The organism is Niallia sp. CD-39 (assembly GCF_059874745.1).
In genome coordinates this window covers 707,883-728,422 of sequence record NZ_JCBCPS010000001.1, presented here as the reverse complement: position 1 = coordinate 728,422, position 20,540 = coordinate 707,883, and the positions used below count along the sequence as shown (strand labels likewise).

The window sequence follows — 20,540 nt, the reverse complement described above, 5'->3', positions numbered from 1 at the left end:
CGAGATGAGAGGACAAGGGCATCCAAATGAGAAGGAAACAATTGAAGGTGCACGAGGTGCTGATTATGAAGGCATGCACATTCACTCTGTTCGCCTTCCAGGGTTGATCGCGCATCAACAAGTAATGTTTGGTGCAGATGGTCAGACCTTAACGATTCGTCATGATTCATATAATCGCGCATCGTTCATGTCTGGTGTAAAGTTAGCTGTTGACCATGTTATGCAATCACAAACGCTTGTTTATGGATTAGAGAATATCATTGATTAATAAGAGGTGAACTATGAATATCGCATTGATCGCGCATGATAAGAAAAAGAATGACATGATTCGCTTTGTAACAGCATATAAACATATTTTGAATGGACATAAGTTGTTTGCAACAGGGACAACAGGCTCAAGAATTATTCATGAAACGGGCTTAAATGTACATCGTTTTCAGTCTGGGCCGCTTGGTGGAGATCAAGAAATTGGTGCATTAGTCGCAAAGAATGAAATGGATATGGTCTTGTTTTTCCGAGATCCATTAACAGCTCAGCCTCATGAACCAGATGTGACCGCATTGATTCGTCTATGCGATGTGTATGCCATTCCATTAGCTACAAACATGGGTACAGCGGAGGTGCTGGTCAAAGGTTTAGAACGAGGAGACCTGGAGTGGAGAACGTTCGTTCATGGAAGAGATGGTGGAATTTAATGTCTACTTTAGACATGATTGCATTCGGTGCGCATGCGGATGATGTTGAAATTGGCATGGGTGGAACGATTGCGAAATACACACTCTTGGGTAAAAAGGTTGGAATTTTTGATCTAACAAATGCTGAGTTATCCTCAAACGGAAATGTTGAATTACGTAAGCAAGAAGCTAGTGATGCTGCTCGTATTTTAGGTGTTGAAGTTAGAGGTACGCTAGACATACCTGATCGTGGTCTCTATATGCAAGATGAATACATTAGAAAGATTGTTCAAGTCATTCGTAAATATCGACCAATGATTATATTTGCACCTTATGAAGAGGATCGTCATCCTGACCATGGTCATTGTGCAAAACTTGTAAAGGAAGCTTTTTTCTCAGCAGGTATCAAGAAGTACGATGCTGGTGGAGGCGAGGATGCTTACCGGCCACGAAAGCTATATTTCTATATGATCAATGGCTTTCACCAACCAGATTTTGTAACGGACATATCAGATACAATCGACAAAAAAACAGCGAGCCTTAATGCATATAAAAGTCAGTTTGTAAAAACGGAAGATTCAGTGGACACACCGTTAATCAATGGGTATGTCGATTATATACACTCGCGTGAGTCCATTTATGGGCGTCAAGTTGGTGTGCAGTATGCAGAAGGATTTAAAACAAAAGAAGCAATTCTTTTACAACATGACTTATTTGGAGAGTAGTCAATGAAAAAATTGAAGGTTGGAATTACGTGCTATCCGTCAGTTGGTGGTTCAGGGGTAGTGGCAACAGAATTAGGAAAAATGCTTGCGGAAAAAGGGCATGAGATTCACTTTATTTCTTCTAGCCTACCTTTCCGTTTAAATAAAATGTATTCGAATATTTTTTATCATCAGGTTGAGGTCAATCAATATTCTGTTTTCCAATACGCGCCTTATGATATTGCTTTAGCAAGTAAAATGGCAGAGATTATTCGACAAGAAGAACTGGATGTATTGCATGTACACTATGCGATCCCACATGCAGTTTGTGCTATTTTAGCAAAGCAGATGAGCAATCGTGATGTGAAAATTGTGACGACATTGCATGGTACGGATATTACTGTGTTAGGATACGATTCATCTCTAAGTGCAGCGATTAAATTTGGTATCGAAAAATCAGACCTCGTTACAGCAGTGTCGAACGCGCTTGTTGCACAAACCTATGATTTAATTATGCCAGATAAGCGAATTGAAACGGTATACAACTTTATCGACGAACGTGAATATAAAAGGGTGAATGCTTCGCATTTACGCACGCAATTTTCGATAGCAGAAGACGAAAAAATTGTCATTCATGTTTCTAACTTTCGCGGAGTAAAAAGAGTAGATGATGTTGTCCGCTCATTTGCTGAAATGATAAAGTCATGCAAAGCGAAGTTATTACTCGTTGGAGATGGACCAGAGATGGGCCGAGTTCGCGCATTGGTACGCAATCTACGTCTAGAAGAGAACGTCCTTTTCTTAGGGAAACAAGACAATGTTGCAGAGCTCTATTCAATCAGTGATTTGATGCTTCTATTATCAGAAAAAGAAAGCTTTGGATTAGTTGCACTTGAGGCACTTGCATGCGGAGTTCCGTGTATCGGAACAAATGTTGGAGGCATTCCTGAAGTGATCATCCATGGTGAAAACGGCTATATATGCGAGTTAGGGAATATCGATCAGATTGCAATGCGTGGAGTCGAGCTTTTACGAAATACTGCCCTACATAAGAAATTATCAAATAAAGCAGTCCAATCCGTTCGCCATCGCTTTTCAGCTGATCAAATTGTTTTGCAGTATGAAAAGCTATACGAAGACGTAATTAGTGGTGAGTAAATATGAATGAGGTTTTTCAAAAAGCATTGCCAATTTTAGCAGAAATCGAAAGCCATGGTTTTGAAGCTTTCTTTGTCGGCGGTGCAGTACGTGATCATTTATTAAACAGGGAAATCAATGATGTCGATATTGCGACATCTGCTACTCCTACAGAAGTAAAGGAGATTTTTCAAAAGACATTCGATGTCGGCATTGAGCATGGAACAATTGGCGTACTGTTAAGTGGAGAGCTTTACGAAGTGACAACTTTCCGAACTGAAAGCGAATATGAAGATTATCGTAGACCTTCCTCTGTAGAGTTTGTAAGGAATTTACATGAAGACCTACAAAGAAGAGATTTTACCATCAATGCAATTGCGATGAATCGTAACGGTGAGTTAATTGATCCATTCGACGGACAATACGACCTACAAAAGCGAATTATTCGTACTGTTGGAAATGCAAATGAACGCTTCCAAGAAGATGCCTTGAGGATGATGCGAGCAATTCGTTTTTATAGTCAGCTTGCATTTGAAATAGAGACAGAAACAAAGAAAGCAATCATAAATAATTCTTATTTACTGGAGAATATTGCGGTTGAAAGAAAGTTATCCGAATTTGATAAATTGATAATGGGAGTAAATGCCTCTCGAGCCATTCAGATGTTATCCTCCTTATCTTTAAATAAGGCATTGCCACAATTTATCGACTACTCTAGAGAACTAGATTCCATTCAATACCCAATGCTGCATGAGCTAGACTTGGATGAGCGCTGGCTCTTGCTTTTAAAGCACATCCATGTTAATGACATAACGGCGCTATTAACAGAATGGAGAATGGCGAATAAACGCATAAAGAAAGTAAATAAGGCATTCGAATGGCTTGCCTTTCGAGGTCAAAGTGACTGGAACGAGATTACGATGTATCGTGCGGGCGAGGATATGATTCGAATGGTTGAAAAGGTTTATCAAGTGATGCACCGTTCACCAGATTTGAAACATTTAAACTCAGTCATGAAACAATACAATAAACTTGTTATAAAACATAAAGGTGAGTTAGCTATCAACGGCTCAGATCTGTTAGATTGGATTAATACACCTAGAGGTCCATGGGTGAAAGAAGTTCTCGAAAAAGTTGAAAACGGCGTATTAATGAAGCAGGTAGATAATGACCCTGTTTCCATAAAGGAGTGGCTCACAAAATGCAATCTCAATTAAGAAAAAAACTATTAGATGCATTTACGAACCAAGAGGAAGAATATTTATCAGGTCAGCGTCTAGCTGACTTATTAAACTGTTCACGTACGGCTGTATGGAAGCATATTGAAGAGCTTCGTAAGGAGGGGTACGAATTAGAAGCCGTTCGTAAAAAAGGGTATAGAATCGTTAAAAAACCTGAAACGGTTTCAGCGGACGATCTTACCCTTGGATTAAAAACGAAAACATTAGGACAAGTCATTCATTATTATGACAGCGTTCCTTCTACCCAAAAAATTGCCCATCAGCTTGCACTAGATGGTGCTCCTGAAGGAACACTAGTAATTGCAGAGGAGCAAACTGCTGGCAGAGGAAGATTGGATCGTAATTGGCATTCACCTAAGTTTACTGGTGTTTGGATGAGTCTAATACTACGTCCGCAAATTCCTCCACCTATGGCCCCTCAATTAACGCTACTCGCAGCTGTGGCAGTCGTACAAGCAATTGAAGAAGTGACCGGATTAAAAGCCGAAATTAAATGGCCAAATGATCTTTTAATAAATGGGAAGAAGCTAACAGGAATCCTAACAGAATTACAAGCAGATGCCGATCGTATTCATTCGGTTATTATTGGAATTGGAATGAATATTAATCAAGAGGACAGTGACTTTCCTGATGAAATTAAGAAAATTGCGACGTCATTACGAATTGAAAAAGGTGACAAAACAAGCCGTGCAGACATCGTACAGCAATTACTGCTTCAGATTGAAAAGTTATATGATCTTTACTTGAAATCAGGTTTTTACCCGATCAAACTTCTATGGGAAAGCTATGCGATTAGCATTGGTCGAACGATTGTTGCTACAACGTTAACGAATTCAATAAAAGGCGTTGCAAAAGGCATTACTGATGACGGAGTTTTGATGATTGAAGATGAGCTTGGCGCGGTTCACAAAGTGTATTCTGCTGATATTCAGATCCTCTAAATTTAAGTAGCCAAAAGCGCTATTCGTTGCTATACTTTAATTGGGCAGTATCTTATGAGAGAACTGCACCTATTTAATTGTACTGTAAATGAATAGTAGGATTCTGCCTAGATCCATGAGACGGACCGGGACAGAGGGATGAGACTGAATAATGAGTGTGTACAAAATCCTTCTGTATTAATGGAAGGATTTTTTTTCATTATGATGTGAACTCCTCTTCCAACGAAAAGGAGGATGAAGGATGAAACAGACAACTAGCTTTTTAAAGATGAAACAAGAAAAACAAAAAATTGCAATGGTGACAGCGTATGATTACCCATCAGCAAAACAAGCTGAAGCAGCAGGTGTGGATATGATTCTCGTAGGCGATTCACTCGGTATGGTCGTTCTTGGGTATGATTCGACGATACCAGTTACGATGGAGGATATGATTCATCATGGAAAAGCTGTCAAACGAGGCGCTCCGAATACATTTGTAGCTATTGATATGCCATTCATGAGCTACCACCTGTCTAAGAAAGATACTTTATTAAATGCAACCAGACTAATGCAAGAAGCAGGAGCTCAAGCTGTAAAGGTAGAAGGCGGAGATGAAGTGATCGAAATGATTGCTGCATTAACTGCAAGTGGTATTCCAGTTATTGCTCATCTAGGGTTAACACCTCAATCGGTCGGTGTTTTAGGCGGCTATAAAGTACAAGGAAAAAATGCACTGGCAGCACGTAAGCTAATAGAAGATGCTAAGAAATGTGAAGCAGCAGGGGCGTTTGCACTTGTTTTAGAATGTGTACCGAAGCAATTATCAGAAGAAGTGTCGTCCATTCTAGCAATTCCAACGATAGGGATTGGTGCAGGGGTTCATACAGATGGACAAGTACTTGTCTATCACGATATCTTAAATTACGGAGTGGATCGCGTTCCTAAATTCGTTAAAACGTATACGAATAGTAACGAAGAAATGATTCCTGCGTTAAACTCATATATTAACGATGTTAAAGAGGGGAACTTCCCAGAAGATCAACACTCTTTTACAATGAAAGAGGATGAACTACTAGGCTTATATGGAGGAAAAATATGAAGCTAGTTTCAACTATTAATGAAATGATCGAAGAAATCGGTGTCTGTAAAAAAGCTAGCAAATCGATAGGATTTGTACCGACAATGGGTTTTTTACACGAAGGACATCTTAGCCTGATACAACATGCAAGAGAGAATCACGATATTGTTGTTGTAAGCGTATTCGTAAATCCACTTCAATTTGGGCCTACAGAGGATTTTTCTTCTTATCCTCGAGATATAGAGCGTGATAAGAAATTAGCTGAAAATGTAGGCGTGGATTATTTATTTGTTCCTACAGCTTCTGAAATGTATCCAAAGCCATTATCAAATAAAATTGTTGTAACTGATAAAACAGACGTATTATGCGGCAAATCCCGTCCTGGCCATTTTGACGGGGTTGCTACAGTTCTTATTAAACTATTTTCTATTATTCAAGCAGATCAAGCATACTTTGGAATGAAGGATGCTCAGCAAATTGCTATTGTGAAATCCTTAGTCGAAGATTTTAATATTCCGACTGAAATCATTGCATCTGAAACCGTTCGTGAGGAAGATGGCTTAGCGAAAAGCTCAAGAAATGTTAATTTGCTTTCTGAGGAAAGAGCTACAGCTCCGATTATTAATAAGAGTTTACGTGAGGTTAAGGAACTCATTTTAACTAATCAGATAAATGGTGAAGAAGCTATTCAGTATGTAAAATCTAACATAGAAAAACATTCAAGTGGTAAAATTGATTATATTGAAGTATATTCATATCCGGAGCTAAAAAAGCTAGATCAGCTTGAAGGCACGATTATTGTAGCCGTAGCTGTTCGATATGAAAAGGTTCGATTAATCGATAATATCATTTTTACGAAATAGTAGGAGGCTTTTCATTATGTTTCGCACTATGATGAATGGGAAAATCCATCGTGCAACTGTAACTGAAGCAAACTTAAACTATGTAGGCAGCATTACGATTGATACAGATATTTTAGATGCAGCCGGCATGATGCCCAACGAAAAAGTACAGATTGTAAACAACAATAACGGTGCTAGATTTGAAACTTACATTATTCCTGGAGAAAGAGGAAGTGGTGTCATCTGTGTAAATGGTGCAGCTGCACGACTCGTTCAAGAAGGGGACATTGTTATCATTATCTCATACGCACTTGTTGCTGAAGAAAAATTAAAAGATCATTCTCCTAAAGTTGTCATTATGGGAGAAGGAAATGTAATGAAAGAATTATTGCATCAAGAGCCCGCACATACAATTATGTAACCGAGAAAAATGCCTGAGCAGAGCCGTTCTGTTTAGGCATTTTCCATTAAGATTGAATAAATAAATCTTAATCGTGGAAAACAGGGGGAGAGGCTTTTTATTTTTCTGTTTTTATGATACCGTTCTTATGATAGAAGTTTGAGGTGGAACAAATGTCAAACAAGTTTGTTGTTGTTGATTTGGAGACAACGGGTCATTCCCCCAAAAAAGGGGATCGGATTATTCAGATTGCTGCAGTTGTAATCGAAAACGGAAAAATAACGAACCGATTGTCTTCTTTTATTAATCCAAATCGTGAAATATCATTATTTATAGAAGAATTAACAGGCATTTCAAATGAGATGGTGAAGGATGCTCCTTCTTTTGAAGCAATTGCTGAGGATGTATACAAATTATTAGAAGGGGCGTATTTTGTTGCCCATAATGTTCTTTTTGATTTGTCCTTTTTACAAGAAGAGCTTTTAGACGCGGGCTATCAACCATTTTACGGACCTGTATTAGATACGGTCGAGTTGTCTCGAATCTTATTGCCGACAGCTGACGGCTATAAATTGACTGATTTAACCCAACTGTTAGATTTAGATCATGATCGCCCGCATCAGGCTGATAGTGATGCAGAAGCGACCGCATCTTTATTGAACCATTTATTACATAAAATTGATGTACTTCCAATGATGACAGTGAATAAGCTATATGAATTATCGAGTGGGTTAAAGAGCGATCTAGATCAATATTTAGAAGAGCTCATTCGACGGAAGAATAACCAGTATGAACCCTTTCAACAAAAGTATGAAGAAGTGAATGGGTTAGTTTTAAGACGACTAGATTCCGATACGATTAGTGCCGAAGATGCTGTTTTTCATTATCCAGAAGCTGAGAAAGAGAAAAAGGAAATGTTTGAAAAAGTATATCCTCTCTATGAAACCCGCACGGGTCAATTCGAAATGATGGATACGATTTTTGAGTCTTTTTCAAAACATAAACATGCAATTATTGAAGCTGGAACAGGGATCGGAAAGACGATGGCTTACTTAATCCCGGCTGTCTATCGTGCAATAGCAACAAAACAACCTGTCGTCATTAGTACATATACAACGCAATTACAGCATCAGTTAATTGAAAAGGATATCCCAATGTTAAATGAGATTTTCCATACAAAAATTCGAACTGCGATGCTAAAAGGCAAGGGGCACTACATTAACCTAGATAAATTTTATCATTCTTTGCAAGTTGAAGATGATAATTACGATGTGCTATTAACAAAGATGCAAATTTTGATTTGGATTTTAGAATCAACTACTGGAGATCGTGATGAATTAAATTTATCAAGCGGTGGTCAGTTGTATTGGGATCGTGTTAAGAACGATGAACAGTTTCTACGAAAAGGAAACTCCTTGTTCGCTGATAGAGAATATTATAACCTAGCTAAAAATAAAGCAGCAACAGCCCATTTGATCATTACAAATCACTCGATGTTTTTAATTGATCGCATGAAAGAACAACCACTATTTGCTAATTCTAAATATGTTGTATTAGATGAGGGGCATCAATTTTTACAAGTGGCTAATGAACAATTAGGAGTGCGATTTGATTATTTGCATACGAAGACGATATTTAATCAATTGGGGACACTAGAAGCCGATAAGGTTTTAGTAAAAATGAATGAGCTAATAAAGCGTCATCAATTGCAGGGATTAAAAAATGATCTTCGTAGGATGGACAATGAAATGCAGCAAATGATGGCAGAAGTGGATCGATTGTTTTCATTATCTGCTAATTATTGCAAGCAAAATCGCTATTCAAATCATTCAGCCAAACTTACAGTACGTTTCCAGAAAGAAGGCACAGATTATAAACAATGTCAGTTGACAGGGGAGAGAATCTATTTTCAAATTGGTGAATGTGTCGACATTCTAGAGCGGTTTACACATTTAGATGTGGCCGACTATTTATCCTTAGAAGAGAGATCTCTGCTGAATGAAGTCATTGCCATTCGTGAACAGTTTTTAGATATCAAGCAAGTGCTTAGGTTTATCTTTATGCAAAGTCAAGAGGATAGAAGTGTAAGAATCGATTGGGATGGAAAAGCGTCGTACCACCACTTAAGGTTTATCGTTGAGCCGTTATCTATCGCAAATGAATTGCAAGCGAATGTGTTTAGAAAAATTGATAGTGTTGTGTTGACTTCAGCAACGTTAAGTATTAATAATGATTTTACGTTCTTACTTAACCATCTTGGATTAATGAAACAGGATTGTATTGTAAGAAAAATGGATTCTCCATTCGATTACAAGAATCAGCTAAAAGTCGTAGTTCCAAATGACTTACCAGAAGTAAATGCCGTGTCAATCGATGATTATATAGCGGCGATATCTGAACAGATCATCTCAATTGCAGAATCTTCAAAAGGCAGGTTAATGATTTTATTTACTAGCTACGATATGTTAAGAAAAACGTATGGGTTAGTTAAAGAATCTGGTTTATTGAATGACTATGTCTTAATTGCTCAAGGGATTAGTGGTGGCTCTCCATCAAGGCTAAAAAAGAACTTCCAGAAGTTCGATAAAGCGATTCTATTTGGCACTAATAGCTTTTGGGAAGGGATCGATGTACCAGGGGAGGATTTGTCCTGTTTAATTATTGTGCGTTTGCCATTTCGTTCTCCAAATGATCCATTTTTACAAGCAAAAACGGAAATTATAAAAAAGGAAAACGGAAATCCATTTCTGGAATATGCACTACCTGAAGCTGTCCTTCGTTTTAAACAAGGGTTTGGTCGTCTCATTAGAACCCACTCTGATAAAGGCATCTTATTCATATTTGACCGCAGGATTTTAACGGCTAATTATGGACATATTTTCCTTAGTTCGATTCCTAGTGTTGATGTAAATGAATTATCGATTGAAGAGTCAATTGAGCTGATTGAAGATTGGCTCTAGAGATGTAGTTTCGCTTTATGACAACGCTAGAAACTGGTATACTTAAGGATAGGTGTCACTTTAGATTTGAGGAGGAATATGACATGGACAATAAAATAGAAGTCCTATCAACAATAAAAATTCAAAATTCACCTGATTTATATAAAGTTGTGGATGTTTTGAACCGAACATTAAAAAGGGAAGACCTAATGTTCGGATTAGCCCTCGATAAAGAGGATGATTCTAAAGCAGTCTTTACAATTTATCGTACATAGAAGGGATTATGATGAAAAAAGCCATTCTAATCATATCGCTTATTGGCATTGTTGTTCTTGGCCTAACAATTAATATTTATCTAACAGCTACGTCACCTTTAAGAGAGGTGGAATCAGAAGTTGTTGAAAATGTAATGAAGGAAACTGATCTTGTTAAAGCTGTGGATTTTCAAGTTTATCATGGGAATGAAACGGTTTATGTAGTTGAAGGTTACAATGACGAAAATGAAGAAATTATCGTCTGGGTTCCAGAGGTTGGTGAAATCAAAACATTAAACAAATCAGAAGGTATTTCAAAAGAAGAAGCACTTCAGAAACTTTATAACGAAAAGTCACCGAATGAAGTCATTTCTGTTAAAATAGGGATGGAAAAAAACATTCCATTATGGGAAATTTTTTATAAAACAGACGGTGGATTAATCAATTATTTCGTGATTGATTTTGAAACCGGAACACAACAATTAAAAATCATTGAAAATCTCTAACTTGCTTGGGAGGAACGACTATGAAGGTTCAGTTAGCCAAAAGAGTAGCGGCCTTAACACCGTCTACAACATTAGCAATTACAGCGAAAGCAAAGGAAATGAAAGCAGCTGGATTAAATGTCATTGGATTAGGTGCAGGTGAGCCAGACTTTAATACACCTCAACATATTATTGATGCAGCAGTTCAATCAATGAATGAAGGACATACAAAATATACTGCATCTGCGGGATTGCCTTTATTAAAAGAGGAAATATGCAAAAAGCTAAAAGCTGATCAAGGTTTAAATTACGATTCTTCAGCTGTCATTGTTACGAATGGTGCGAAACATGCATTATACACACTATTCCAAGTAATTTTAGATGAGGGCGACGAAGTAATCATCCCAACGCCATACTGGGTAAGTTATCCTGAGCAAGTGAAGCTTGCTGGAGGAGTACCTGTTTATGTTGAAGGAAAAGAAGCGAATCATTATAAAATCACTCCAGCTCAATTAGAAGATATGATTACGGATCAAACGAAAGCCGTCATTATAAACTCTCCAAGCAATCCAACAGGAATGCTTTATTCTGAAGAAGAATTAAAGGCAATTGGCGAAGTTTGTTTGCGCAAAAATGTAATGATTGTCTCTGATGAAATTTATGAAAAGCTTGTGTACCATGGTGAAAAGCATGTATCAATTGCACAGATTTCTCCTGAGCTACAAGAACAAACAATTATTATAAATGGTGTGTCAAAATCTCATTCAATGACAGGCTGGAGAATTGGATATGCGGTCGGACAAAAAGACATTATTAAAGCAATGACGAACTTAGCAAGTCATAGTACGTCAAATCCAACTACGACTGCTCAGTATGGGACGATTGCTGCTTATTCTGGCTCAAATGAACCATTAGAGCAGATGAGACAAGCTTTTGAATCACGCTTAGACGACGTATACGAACAATTAGTTTCAATAAAAGGTTTTACATGTGCAAAACCACAAGGTGCCTTTTATCTGTTTCCAAATGTAAAAGAAGCGGCTAAGAATACAGGATATGAATCAGTCGATGCATTCGCACAAGCTTTGCTTGAAGAAGCGATGGTTGCGGTGATCCCAGGATCTGGATTTGGTTCACCTAATAATATTCGCCTTTCCTATGCGACTTCACTTGATTTATTAGTAGAAGCGATTGGACGTATTGCAAAATTTGTAGAAGAAAAATCGAAATAAGAATTGAAATTACTTGTCTATAAAAGGGAACGTATAATAGTTCAAATACTTATATTGGACAAGCCTATAGGCTTTGGAGGGAATAATGATGATAAAAACAACGATTGCCCAAGTGCATCAGTACGTAGATCAAGAAGTGAAAATCGGTGCTTGGATCGCAAACAAGCGTTCAAGTGGTAAAATTGCCTTCTTACAATTAAGGGATGGATCTGGATTTATTCAAGGTGTTGTTGTGAAAGCAGATGTACCAGAAGAAGTTTTCCAAATGGCAAAATCTGTGACACAAGAGTCATCAGTTTATGTGACTGGTAAAGTACAAAAAGATGAGCGCTCACCGTTAGGGTATGAATTATTAGTTCAGTCTGTTGAAGTGCTACATGAGTCAACTGATTACCCAATCACACCGAAAGAGCATGGGACAGAGTTCTTAATGGACAACCGTCATTTATGGCTTCGCTCACGCCGTCAGCATGCGGTAATGAAAGTTCGTAATGAAATCATTCGTTCTACTTATGAATTCTTCAATCAAGAAGGCTTCGTAAAGGTTGATCCACCGATTTTAACTGGCAGTGCACCTGAGGGCACTTCAGAATTATTTGCAACAAAATACTTTGAAGAAGATGCTTATCTTTCACAAAGTGGTCAGCTTTACATGGAAGCTGCTGCAATGGCGATTGGTAAAGTATTTTCATTCGGACCAACATTCCGTGCAGAGAAATCAAAAACCCGCCGCCATTTAATAGAATTCTGGATGATCGAACCTGAGATGGCGTTTTATGAGCATGAAGAGAGTTTAAAAGTTCAAGAGCAATATGTATCACATATCGTTCAGTCCGTCCTTGCAAACTGTCAAATTGAGCTGAAAACACTTGGCCGTGATACATCTAAGCTAGAAAATATAAAAGCTCCATTCCCACGCATCTCATATGATGAAGCAATTGAGTTTTTACATGAAAAAGGTTTTGATGACATTAAGTGGGGCGATGACTTTGGTGCGCCACATGAAACTGCAATTGCAGAAAGCTATGACAAACCTGTGTTTATTACAAACTATCCAACTGGAATTAAACCATTTTACATGCAGCCGCACCCTGAAAGAGACGATGTTGTCCTTTGCGCAGACCTAATTGCTCCAGAAGGCTATGGTGAAATCATTGGCGGTTCAGAAAGAATCAACGATTATGACTTACTAGAACAACGATTAAAAGAGCATAACCTTGATAAAGATGCATACGGATGGTACTTAGAATTACGTAAGTACGGATCCGTTCCACATTCAGGATTTGGATTAGGATTAGAGCGTACAGTTGCATGGATTAGTGGAGTAGAACATGTTCGCGAATCGATTCCATTCCCACGCTTATTAAATCGTTTATACCCTTAATAACAAGAAGCGACGGATACCCGTCGCTTCTTTATTTTAAGAATCCGTTTTTGTGGGAATCGAGTATCTAGCAGGAATCATGTTTTATCTAGCAGGAATCGGGTTTTATCTAGCAAGAATCATGATTTATCTAGCAAGGAACATGTTTTATCTAGCAGGAATCGTGTTTTATCTAGCAGGAATCATGTTTTATCTAGCAAGAATCATGTTTTATCTAGCAAGAATCGTGTTTTATCTAGCAAGAATCATGTTTTATCTAGCAGGAATCGTGTTTTATCTAGCAGGAATCATGTTTTATCTAGCAAGGAACATGTTTTATCTAGCAGGAATCGTGTTTTATCTAGCAGGAATCATGTTTTATCTGGCAAGAATCATGTTTTATCTAGCAAGTTCACTCATACACCCAATGAGGTTAAAGTATGCGTTTTTTCTAAAAGAGTTTCTTTTCAATCTACTCCTGTGTAAACGAGCTTCGTGTTATACTTTAGAGTGAGGTGTCAGTTATGTTAAAATCGACCGTATATAAATGGCTAGAAGACGGAACGGTTTCGGTACCGAATGTCTTATTAGCAAACTATAAGAAATTAGGGCTATTTGAAAGTGAACTTGTTTTATTGCTTCATGTTCATGAGTACATTCGTGCAGGGAATCATTTCCCGACGCCAATTGATTTATCGGAAAAGATGACGTTATCTGCCGAGCAATGCAGTGAGATTATGCGCAAGTTAGTCCAAAAAGGATATTTCGTTATTAAGGATCATTACAATGAAGAGGGGATTCGTCATGAGATATTCTCTTTAGAACCATTGTGGGATAAATGCGTTGATCTCTTTATGATGGAGGAAAAGCAAGAAAGCCAGTTGCAATCACGGCAAAACGAGACGGATTTATATTCAACATTTGAACAAGAATTCGGACGACCATTATCTCCTTTTGAGTGTGAATCGTTGGCGATGTGGTTAGATGATGACCACCATGATGTACAGATTATTAAAGCTGCGTTGAGAGAAGCTGTTATGAGTGGAAAATTAAACTTCCGCTATATTGACCGAATTCTCTTTGAATGGAAGAAAAATGGAATCAAAACAATCGAACAAGCTAGAAGCTATGGGAAAAAGTTTAGACAAAACGGTGCACAACAAAGGATAACTCAAGAGCAAGAGCCGGTTACATCTAAATCAGTTCCATTGTATAATTGGCTTGAACAATAGAAGTAAGTGGTGAAGATCGATGTTGAATAAAAGTGAAATACGTTTTTGTCTAGATTCAATGGGGGAGATGTTCCCAGATGCACATTGTGAGCTTGTCCATGATAATCCTTTTGAGCTTGTCATTGCAGTTGCGCTATCAGCACAATGTACAGATGTTCTAGTGAATAAAGTAACGAGGGAGTTATTCAAAAAATATAAAACACCTGAAGACTATTTAAGCGTCCCAATTGAGGAGCTTCAAAATGATATTCGTTCCATTGGCTTGTATCGTAATAAAGCAAAGAATATTCAAAAGTTAAGTCGCCTTCTTATAGATGAATACAATGGACAAGTTCCTAATGATCGTGATGAATTAACGAAGCTACCGGGTGTTGGACGAAAGACTGCGAATGTAGTTGTTTCTGTGGCGTTTGATATACCTGCAATTGCAGTAGATACGCATGTAGAAAGAGTAAGTAAACGCCTTGCTTTTTGTCGCTGGAAAGACTCTGTTCTAGAAGTAGAAAAGACCTTAATGAAGAAAATTCCAAAAGAAGAATGGTCGGTTACTCATCACCGGATGATTTTCTTCGGAAGATATCACTGTAAAGCACAAAATCCACAATGTGAAACTTGTCCATTATTAGATGTTTGCCGAGAAGGAAAGAAGCGAATGAAAGTAAAGGAAAGTAAGAAATAAATGACAATGTATACTGTTCCATTACAACTTGTACATTCGCTGTTTTATGAAGAAGCTGGACTTCAGATTGAAGGAGAAATTCTATACTTTTATGAAGAAATCGTTTACTATCATCAATTAAACAAGCCCTTTCTGATAGAACCAACCGATCATGACGGTATCATACAAAGCTGGCGTATGATTGAGGATGATCTAAAGAAACAGTATACTAACAGGAACAGCAAAGAAGCTCTTCCGCTGATGAAAAAAGGAATCACCTTGTTTTTACAATCACTGTTTTGGTTAAATGGTCAGCCTGTTGATCTGCAAAAGCTTGATTTAACGCATTTGAAAATAAAGCCAGTAAATGCAAGCGAACGGTTAAACTTTATCCTTTCAAGGCCAAGTTTGTATCATTCATTTATTCAGTTATCATCCTTAATGACTGAAATCGAAAAGTTACAAGTCATTACAAAACTGAAAATGAAAAAGGACTGCCACAATCAATCGCTTTGATTGTGAACAGTCCTTTTTTTATTTAGCTATTATCATCATTGTCTTCATTATTGCCGTTGTTTCCATTATTTCCATTATTGCCGTTGTTTCCATTTTCGTTGCCGTTACCTGGTGGTGTTTCATTCTCTTCACCGCCACCTTCTTCATCGTTGCCTTCACCAGGTTCATCTGGTGGTTCATTCTCATCATTATCTGGTCTTTCGGGTTCATCCTCGATGATATCGGGGATCTCAATTGACACACTAGCTGGATCACTTTGTTGATCAGCACGTATGGCTATTACTTGGAATTGGTAGACCGCGCCTCTTTCAACGTTGGAAATCGTAATAGCAGTGTCTCCGGTTGTGGAAATTGGTACAGCTCCACCACCGTTTATCGCACCAGTTACTTCGAATTGAATTCCTTCTCGATCTTCACCGTAATCCCAAGTTACAGAAATTTCGTTTGCCTCTTCATTATAGCTCGCTTGAATGTTCATTGGGCTTTCTAGCTGATCGAAGCGGTCAGATACTTCTGATGGTGCATGGCCTTTAACAGCATATTCATAAATCGTTTGATCTTCAGGAGTAAACTCACTTGCTAACTTCGCTGGGTTGCTACCTTTTTCTATTGCAACACGCTCAACACTATTAGGCATTGTAAAGTCAGCTGTTTCTTTGCCTTGAGACACATGACTCATAATATTTTTAAATAGATTCATTGCAATTTGCTGATCATATCCTGATTTCACAGCCGTTTTCCGGTCTAAATACCCGGTCCATATTGCGGCTGTATAATTGGTTGTATACCCGGCGAACCATGCATCAGGCACACCTCCGTTCGGGACATTGTAATCAGATTTTTCTTGAGACGTATAGTTTGTCGTCCCTGTTTTACCAGCTACAGGAAGTCCAGGAATATTGGCAACTCTACCAGTACCATATCCTGATGAAACAACGTCCTTTAACATGTCTGATACCATAAACGCTGTATAGTCACTCATGACTGCTTCTGTATCAGGTCGTAAATCTATTTTCGTGCCGTCACGCATTTCGACTGAAACAACAGAGAACGGCTCTGTATAGAAACCTTCATTTGCAAACGCTGCATAAGCACCGGCCATTTGTGTAGGAGATACTTCAAATGCTCCAATAGAATAGGCTTCTAGCATTCCATCAATCGGTATTCCTAATTTATTTACAAACTCTTCGGAACGATCCAACCCAACTGCTTGCAGTGCTTTTAATGCAGGAATATTTCGTGAGCGAGCTAAAGCTTCTCGCATCGACATCGGACCCATATGCCTTGAATCCCAGTTATTGATTGGATCTCCAGTTGAATATTTATACGGCTCGTCAACGATCGTTTCATACGTACCCCACTGTAAGTAATCAATCGCTGGACCATAATCGACAATTGGTTTAAATGTTGAACCAGCATGTCTTCTTAAATCAGTTGCATTGTTAAATCCACGTCTTACTTCAGGATTTCTAGATCCGCCAATGGCTCTTATTTCCCCTGAATTAGAGTCAAGCAATGTAATTCCAGCTTGGAAATCCTCATCTGGGTAGTTAATGATATCATTTGTATTTAAAATGTTTTCTACATACGTTTGTGCATCTTGGTCTAATGTTGTATGGATTTTTAAACCATCTGAGAAGACGTCAACATCAGGATATTTTTCTTCAATTTCATCGATGACAACATCGACAAAGGCATCATAAGGTGTTTCTCTAGTTGGTCGATTATCTTGAGCAACTAAGCTTTCCGTTACAGGAATGGCTTGTGCAGCTTCTTTCTCAGCTTCCGAAATAAATCCGTGTTGATTCATTAATGACAATACTATGTTTCTACGATTTTCTGCACGATCAGGATGCTCAAATGGGTTATAACGGTTTGGACTTTGGGGTAGTCCAGCTAATAGAGCAGCTTCATGTAGTTCAAGTTCTTCTAATTCTTTTCCAAAATAAATTCTTGACGCAGTTAATACACCGTGTGCATCTTCAGACATAAAGATTTTATTCACATACATCTCAAAGATTTCTTGTTTTGTATACTTGCGCTCAAGTTGGAACGCGAGCCATGCTTCTTGAGCCTTACGATTTAAAGTTTTCTCATGGTTTAAAAAAGAATTCTTTACAACCTGCTGTGTGATTGTACTTGCACCTTGAGAACCGAAGCCGCGCGTCACGTTGGCAATGACTGCACCACCAAGACGGATAAAGTCCATTCCATTATGTTTATAAAAACGGACATCCTCGGTTGCTAAAAATGCATTTTCAACTAACTCTGGAATATCTTCATAATCTACATAATCTAGCCTACCAGCGCCAATCTTAGCAAAGCTTTCTCCATTGACGTCATACAATTCTGAAGGAATTGGATCTTTTAATAAAGATTCATCAAGTGGTGGAGTGTCTTTCACCATAAACGCAAAAGTTACTGCACCACCGATCAACCCAACAATTCCGATAACTACCATTATCATAAAAATACGCTTAAATAATGTTTTAGCATTTGTTTTTCCTTTTTTTGTTTGCTTCGACTTTTGTTTTCGTCGAGCTTCTCTAGATTGATTATTCTCAGTCATTTTTTTCATCCTTTCTTGCTTTCAAAAAAACAACCTTCATTTCCTTAAAGATAATGTTCATCAATAATCGATAGATAATGAATCGTCGGTTGAAACCCTAATGGGATAGGGTGACTAACATTTTCGATTTCAATTCTTGTTATTGATTTTCTTCCACCATTAAGCATTCTTTCCCAAAATATAAGCAAAGAGTTTGCATCCATGAAGAAAATTTCTTCAGTTGATGAAAAGCGGAGGAGTACGAAACAAATGCCCCCTTGGCTTAGAACACCTCTCATATGTTGGATTTGGTGTTCATGGAAATTTTGCAGTGGAAAAGAAGTTGTATTCTTTGTTTCCTTTGCTTCAAAATCGATATATTTACCTTTATATACCCCGTTATAATCCGTTGTAGACGCCTGTTTGAAATAAGCTTCTTTGATGACTGCAGCACTTCTTTTTGGATAGTCTACTTGAACAATTTGAACCGGTGTTGGTTTTTTATGAATCGAAGCAATATTGTTTGCTAAATAATATTCGTTTGACGCATTGATATCTTCTTCTAACGTCATGCCTCGATTACTATATGTCCATTTCTTATCAATTTTCTTTTTTATGCGCTGTTCTGTCTGTACAAATTTTTTCCCATTTGGATAATTAAACTTCATTCATCCTCACCCCATCAAGCTATAACATATCATACCAGAACCTGTTTGTCTTTTGTTGAATAAATAGTCACATTGTGCAGACGATAGGAGATAGTGATTGATATTAATAATAGGGATGTTGGTCATATGTTTAGTAAAAATTTGTCTGAAAAAGAAATAATAAGGTCAATTGTACAAAGAACAAATCAAGGAAATCTTGATAATATTTCTAGAACAAATGCATATTTAATGTTCTTTTTGCTGCACCCAGAGGTGAAGTGGGCATTTCTTGCTCATATGGTATCAAGAAATGCTGGCTGGAATATGACAGACCTGCAAACGACTCCCTTTAAAACATTGTTGCATGAGCAAGTTAGAATGCATCTGTTTTTCACTTATGAAAGGGCCAACTGGCTCATTTTTGAAGATGCGTACCCCCAATTGCTGCTCTATCATTATTCGACGAAAAAAAACCAATCTTTGTTTCATTTATTGCCGTATTTCCATGTTTCTTCATTTATGGAGGGAAACTGGAGAGGGTTTTGGGAAACAAAAAATGAAGAAAAATTAATGATGCATCTAATCATCAATGAGCAAAATGTCATTCAAAAGCCTGTAATTAATCACCACATATACCGTCATCAGATCTTTAATCGGATGTTCTTCTTCATGCAGGATCTTTTTCAAATGAGTGAAGTGATCTTTCCTACATTAAATGGCCAATTATTCGGCTCAAAAATTGTCCATTTTAAGAATGTATCACACCGCATCGATCTTGGGAAAAGACTTTCTTCTATATTATTCAATCCTCATACGTCATCAGATTTTCTTGAATTTGCCTGTAAAGTTCAGCATACAGGCTCGAGATCTGATTATGAAAGCTATATGGAGATTAAATCAGCATACAAGTCTCCTATATTACGAATGGTCTATCCTGTCGTTCTTCATCACCGATCTGATTTGGCTGATTGGAATTCTTACACGAATCTTAAAAGTAAGTGGTTTAAGCAAAGGAATAAAGGAAGAATGAAGATGATGAAGTCTTATTTGAATCGATCACGGGTGATCCGTTTTTTGGCGAAAATGAAAAAATGGGCATGAGGAATCCTCACGCCGATTGATTAAGTGGAAGGACGATTAGGGCCATCCAGTTTTTTATCCCCGTAGCCAGGATTCTTGCTTGATATGTTCTTTTTTTCATCTTTATTCGGTTTATTTTGCTTCATTGTATAATAACACCTCCATTTCTTTATAATTTGTCGAATTGAAAAAAGAATATGCGTAAATCTTCTTTCTTTGCCGAAACTGTACTAGTTTTGTCATTCGCAAAGGAATTAAATAAAGCATAGAGAAAATATATTTCATAAAACTGTGAGCTTAGGGGGGAGTACCATGAATAGGCAAAATGTTTCAAAGGAAGACTTTATAGCAAAACTAGTTGAGTTAAACGAAGAATTAACGAGATTAGAGGAGTCAATTCAAAGAAATACGAAGAAACAGATTGATGAATTTGTGGATCAAGAGATATTAGCAGCTAATGATTTGTACAAGCGCATCGTACAGTTTGATGAATTGCCGTTACGTCTAACTCCAAGAGCCAAAAAAATCGAATGCGTCCCATTTGAATTAAACTTCCAAGTGAAATAAAATAAGCTTATATGGCTTTAATA

22 protein-coding genes are annotated in these 20,540 nt (G+C 37.7%); 20 read left to right on the top strand and 2 right to left on the bottom strand.

Annotation, left to right across the window (positions count from 1 at the left end):
• From AC6F34_RS03655 to AC6F34_RS03570, 18 genes are all read left to right on the top strand, one after another.
• The coding region (locus tag AC6F34_RS03655) for a dihydrodipicolinate reductase C-terminal domain-containing protein (RefSeq protein ID WP_500769054.1) at positions 1–268 on the top strand (268 nt) is incomplete at its 5' end.
• A gap of 13 nt (positions 269–281) precedes the next feature.
• Positions 282–695 carry a methylglyoxal synthase gene (gene mgsA, locus AC6F34_RS03650; protein WP_500769052.1) on the top strand — a complete coding sequence of 138 codons (414 nt, stop codon included), beginning with the start codon at positions 282–284 and terminating at the stop codon, positions 693–695.
• Entirely contained in the window at positions 695–1,399 is a 705-nt protein-coding gene (bshB1, locus tag AC6F34_RS03645) for a bacillithiol biosynthesis deacetylase BshB1 (protein WP_500770123.1), read from the top strand. The genes mgsA and bshB1 overlap by 1 nt, the downstream gene beginning before the upstream one ends.
• Before the next feature lie 3 nt (positions 1,400–1,402).
• Positions 1,403–2,536 (top strand): N-acetyl-alpha-D-glucosaminyl L-malate synthase BshA, encoded by a 1,134-nt coding sequence (gene bshA, locus AC6F34_RS03640; RefSeq protein ID WP_500769050.1) that lies wholly within the window; start codon positions 1,403–1,405, stop codon positions 2,534–2,536.
• 2 nt (positions 2,537–2,538) lie between these two features.
• Positions 2,539–3,732: a CCA tRNA nucleotidyltransferase gene (locus tag AC6F34_RS03635; protein WP_500769048.1), complete on the top strand. Its 1,194-nt coding sequence runs from the start codon at positions 2,539–2,541 to the stop codon at positions 3,730–3,732.
• On the top strand, positions 3,717–4,697 hold the full coding sequence (locus tag AC6F34_RS03630; protein ID WP_500769046.1) for a biotin--[acetyl-CoA-carboxylase] ligase: 981 nt from the start codon (positions 3,717–3,719) through the stop codon (positions 4,695–4,697). Before AC6F34_RS03635 ends, AC6F34_RS03630 begins: the two co-directional genes overlap by 16 nt.
• 241 nt (positions 4,698–4,938) lie before the next feature.
• Positions 4,939–5,775, top strand: coding sequence for a 3-methyl-2-oxobutanoate hydroxymethyltransferase (gene panB / locus AC6F34_RS03625; protein WP_500769044.1), 837 nt, complete (start codon positions 4,939–4,941; stop codon positions 5,773–5,775).
• Positions 5,772–6,617: a pantoate--beta-alanine ligase gene (panC, locus tag AC6F34_RS03620; protein WP_500769042.1), complete on the top strand. Its 846-nt coding sequence runs from the start codon at positions 5,772–5,774 to the stop codon at positions 6,615–6,617. The genes panB and panC overlap by 4 nt, the downstream gene beginning before the upstream one ends.
• 16 nt (positions 6,618–6,633) lie before the next feature.
• Positions 6,634–7,017, top strand: coding sequence for an aspartate 1-decarboxylase (gene panD, locus AC6F34_RS03615; protein WP_500769040.1), 384 nt, complete (start codon positions 6,634–6,636; stop codon positions 7,015–7,017).
• Between the two features lie 152 nt (positions 7,018–7,169).
• Positions 7,170–9,956: an ATP-dependent DNA helicase DinG gene (gene dinG / locus AC6F34_RS03610; RefSeq protein WP_500769038.1), complete on the top strand. Its 2,787-nt coding sequence runs from the start codon at positions 7,170–7,172 to the stop codon at positions 9,954–9,956.
• An 83-nt stretch (positions 9,957–10,039) separates the two neighbouring features.
• On the top strand, positions 10,040–10,210 hold the full coding sequence (locus AC6F34_RS03605; protein ID WP_500769036.1) for a YpmA family protein: 171 nt from the start codon (positions 10,040–10,042) through the stop codon (positions 10,208–10,210).
• A gap of 11 nt (positions 10,211–10,221) precedes the next feature.
• Positions 10,222–10,695: a cell wall elongation regulator TseB-like domain-containing protein gene (locus tag AC6F34_RS03600; RefSeq protein ID WP_500769034.1), complete on the top strand. Its 474-nt coding sequence runs from the start codon at positions 10,222–10,224 to the stop codon at positions 10,693–10,695.
• A gap of 20 nt (positions 10,696–10,715) precedes the next feature.
• On the top strand, positions 10,716–11,906 hold the full coding sequence (locus AC6F34_RS03595) for a pyridoxal phosphate-dependent aminotransferase (protein ID WP_500769032.1): 1,191 nt from the start codon (positions 10,716–10,718) through the stop codon (positions 11,904–11,906).
• Positions 11,907–11,997: 91 nt separating this feature from the next.
• Positions 11,998–13,290, top strand: coding sequence for an asparagine--tRNA ligase (gene asnS / locus AC6F34_RS03590; RefSeq protein ID WP_500770121.1), 1,293 nt, complete (start codon positions 11,998–12,000; stop codon positions 13,288–13,290).
• A gap of 33 nt (positions 13,291–13,323) precedes the next feature.
• A complete protein-coding gene (locus tag AC6F34_RS03585) occupies positions 13,324–13,755 on the top strand; it encodes a hypothetical protein (protein ID WP_500770119.1) in 432 nt (143 codons plus the stop codon).
• A gap of 38 nt (positions 13,756–13,793) precedes the next feature.
• Positions 13,794–14,501 (top strand): DnaD domain-containing protein, encoded by a 708-nt coding sequence (locus tag AC6F34_RS03580; RefSeq protein ID WP_500769030.1) that lies wholly within the window; start codon positions 13,794–13,796, stop codon positions 14,499–14,501.
• Positions 14,502–14,520: 19 nt separating this feature from the next.
• Positions 14,521–15,180, top strand: coding sequence for an endonuclease III (gene nth / locus AC6F34_RS03575; protein ID WP_500769028.1), 660 nt, complete (start codon positions 14,521–14,523; stop codon positions 15,178–15,180).
• A complete protein-coding gene (locus AC6F34_RS03570) occupies positions 15,181–15,675 on the top strand; it encodes a YpoC family protein (protein ID WP_500769026.1) in 495 nt (164 codons plus the stop codon). It begins immediately after the preceding gene.
• A gap of 22 nt (positions 15,676–15,697) precedes the next feature.
• Here the strand turns inward: AC6F34_RS03570 and AC6F34_RS03565 are convergent, their stop codons facing one another.
• Entirely contained in the window at positions 15,698–18,244 is a 2,547-nt protein-coding gene (locus AC6F34_RS03565) for a PBP1A family penicillin-binding protein (RefSeq protein ID WP_500769024.1), read from the bottom strand.
• 44 nt (positions 18,245–18,288) lie between these two features.
• The gene (gene recU, locus AC6F34_RS03560; protein WP_500769022.1) at positions 18,289–18,891 is read right to left on the bottom strand and encodes a Holliday junction resolvase RecU; all 603 of its coding nucleotides are present in this window, start codon (positions 18,889–18,891) and stop codon (positions 18,289–18,291) included.
• Between the two features lie 126 nt (positions 18,892–19,017).
• On the opposite strand from recU, the gene AC6F34_RS03555 reads away from it, so the two are divergent.
• Both AC6F34_RS03555 and AC6F34_RS03550 read left to right on the top strand, forming a co-directional pair.
• Positions 19,018–19,971, top strand: coding sequence for a DUF2515 family protein (locus AC6F34_RS03555; RefSeq protein WP_500769020.1), 954 nt, complete (start codon positions 19,018–19,020; stop codon positions 19,969–19,971).
• Positions 19,972–20,262: 291 nt separating this feature from the next.
• Positions 20,263–20,517, top strand: a complete 255-nt coding sequence (locus AC6F34_RS03550) for a hypothetical protein (RefSeq protein ID WP_500769019.1) — start codon at positions 20,263–20,265, stop codon at positions 20,515–20,517.
• Positions 20,518–20,540 lie beyond the last annotated feature (23 nt).

Bases quoted from the DNA above. Each gene is read 5' to 3' on its own strand.
- panD (WP_500769040.1), top strand. From the start codon at position 6,634: ATGTTTCGCACTATGATGAATGGGAAAATCCATCGTGCAACTGTAACT.
- AC6F34_RS03550 (WP_500769019.1), top strand. From the start codon at position 20,263: ATGAATAGGCAAAATGTTTCAAAGGAAGACTTTATAGCAAAACTAGTT.
- bshB1 (WP_500770123.1), top strand. From the start codon at position 695: ATGTCTACTTTAGACATGATTGCATTCGGTGCGCATGCGGATGATGTT.
- panB (WP_500769044.1), top strand. From the start codon at position 4,939: ATGAAACAGACAACTAGCTTTTTAAAGATGAAACAAGAAAAACAAAAA.
- panC (WP_500769042.1), top strand. From the start codon at position 5,772: ATGAAGCTAGTTTCAACTATTAATGAAATGATCGAAGAAATCGGTGTC.
- AC6F34_RS03595 (WP_500769032.1), top strand. From the start codon at position 10,716: ATGAAGGTTCAGTTAGCCAAAAGAGTAGCGGCCTTAACACCGTCTACA.
- AC6F34_RS03600 (WP_500769034.1), top strand. From the start codon at position 10,222: ATGAAAAAAGCCATTCTAATCATATCGCTTATTGGCATTGTTGTTCTT.
- nth (WP_500769028.1), top strand. From the start codon at position 14,521: ATGTTGAATAAAAGTGAAATACGTTTTTGTCTAGATTCAATGGGGGAG.
- AC6F34_RS03570 (WP_500769026.1), top strand. From the start codon at position 15,181: ATGACAATGTATACTGTTCCATTACAACTTGTACATTCGCTGTTTTAT.
- mgsA (WP_500769052.1), top strand. From the start codon at position 282: ATGAATATCGCATTGATCGCGCATGATAAGAAAAAGAATGACATGATT.
- AC6F34_RS03555 (WP_500769020.1), top strand. From the start codon at position 19,018: ATGTTTAGTAAAAATTTGTCTGAAAAAGAAATAATAAGGTCAATTGTA.
- AC6F34_RS03635 (WP_500769048.1), top strand. From the start codon at position 2,539: ATGAATGAGGTTTTTCAAAAAGCATTGCCAATTTTAGCAGAAATCGAA.
- AC6F34_RS03580 (WP_500769030.1), top strand. From the start codon at position 13,794: ATGTTAAAATCGACCGTATATAAATGGCTAGAAGACGGAACGGTTTCG.
- recU (WP_500769022.1), bottom strand. From the start codon at position 18,891: ATGAAGTTTAATTATCCAAATGGGAAAAAATTTGTACAGACAGAACAG.
- dinG (WP_500769038.1), top strand. From the start codon at position 7,170: ATGTCAAACAAGTTTGTTGTTGTTGATTTGGAGACAACGGGTCATTCC.
- AC6F34_RS03565 (WP_500769024.1), bottom strand. From the start codon at position 18,244: ATGACTGAGAATAATCAATCTAGAGAAGCTCGACGAAAACAAAAGTCG.
- AC6F34_RS03605 (WP_500769036.1), top strand. From the start codon at position 10,040: ATGGACAATAAAATAGAAGTCCTATCAACAATAAAAATTCAAAATTCA.
- bshA (WP_500769050.1), top strand. From the start codon at position 1,403: ATGAAAAAATTGAAGGTTGGAATTACGTGCTATCCGTCAGTTGGTGGT.
- AC6F34_RS03630 (WP_500769046.1), top strand. From the start codon at position 3,717: ATGCAATCTCAATTAAGAAAAAAACTATTAGATGCATTTACGAACCAA.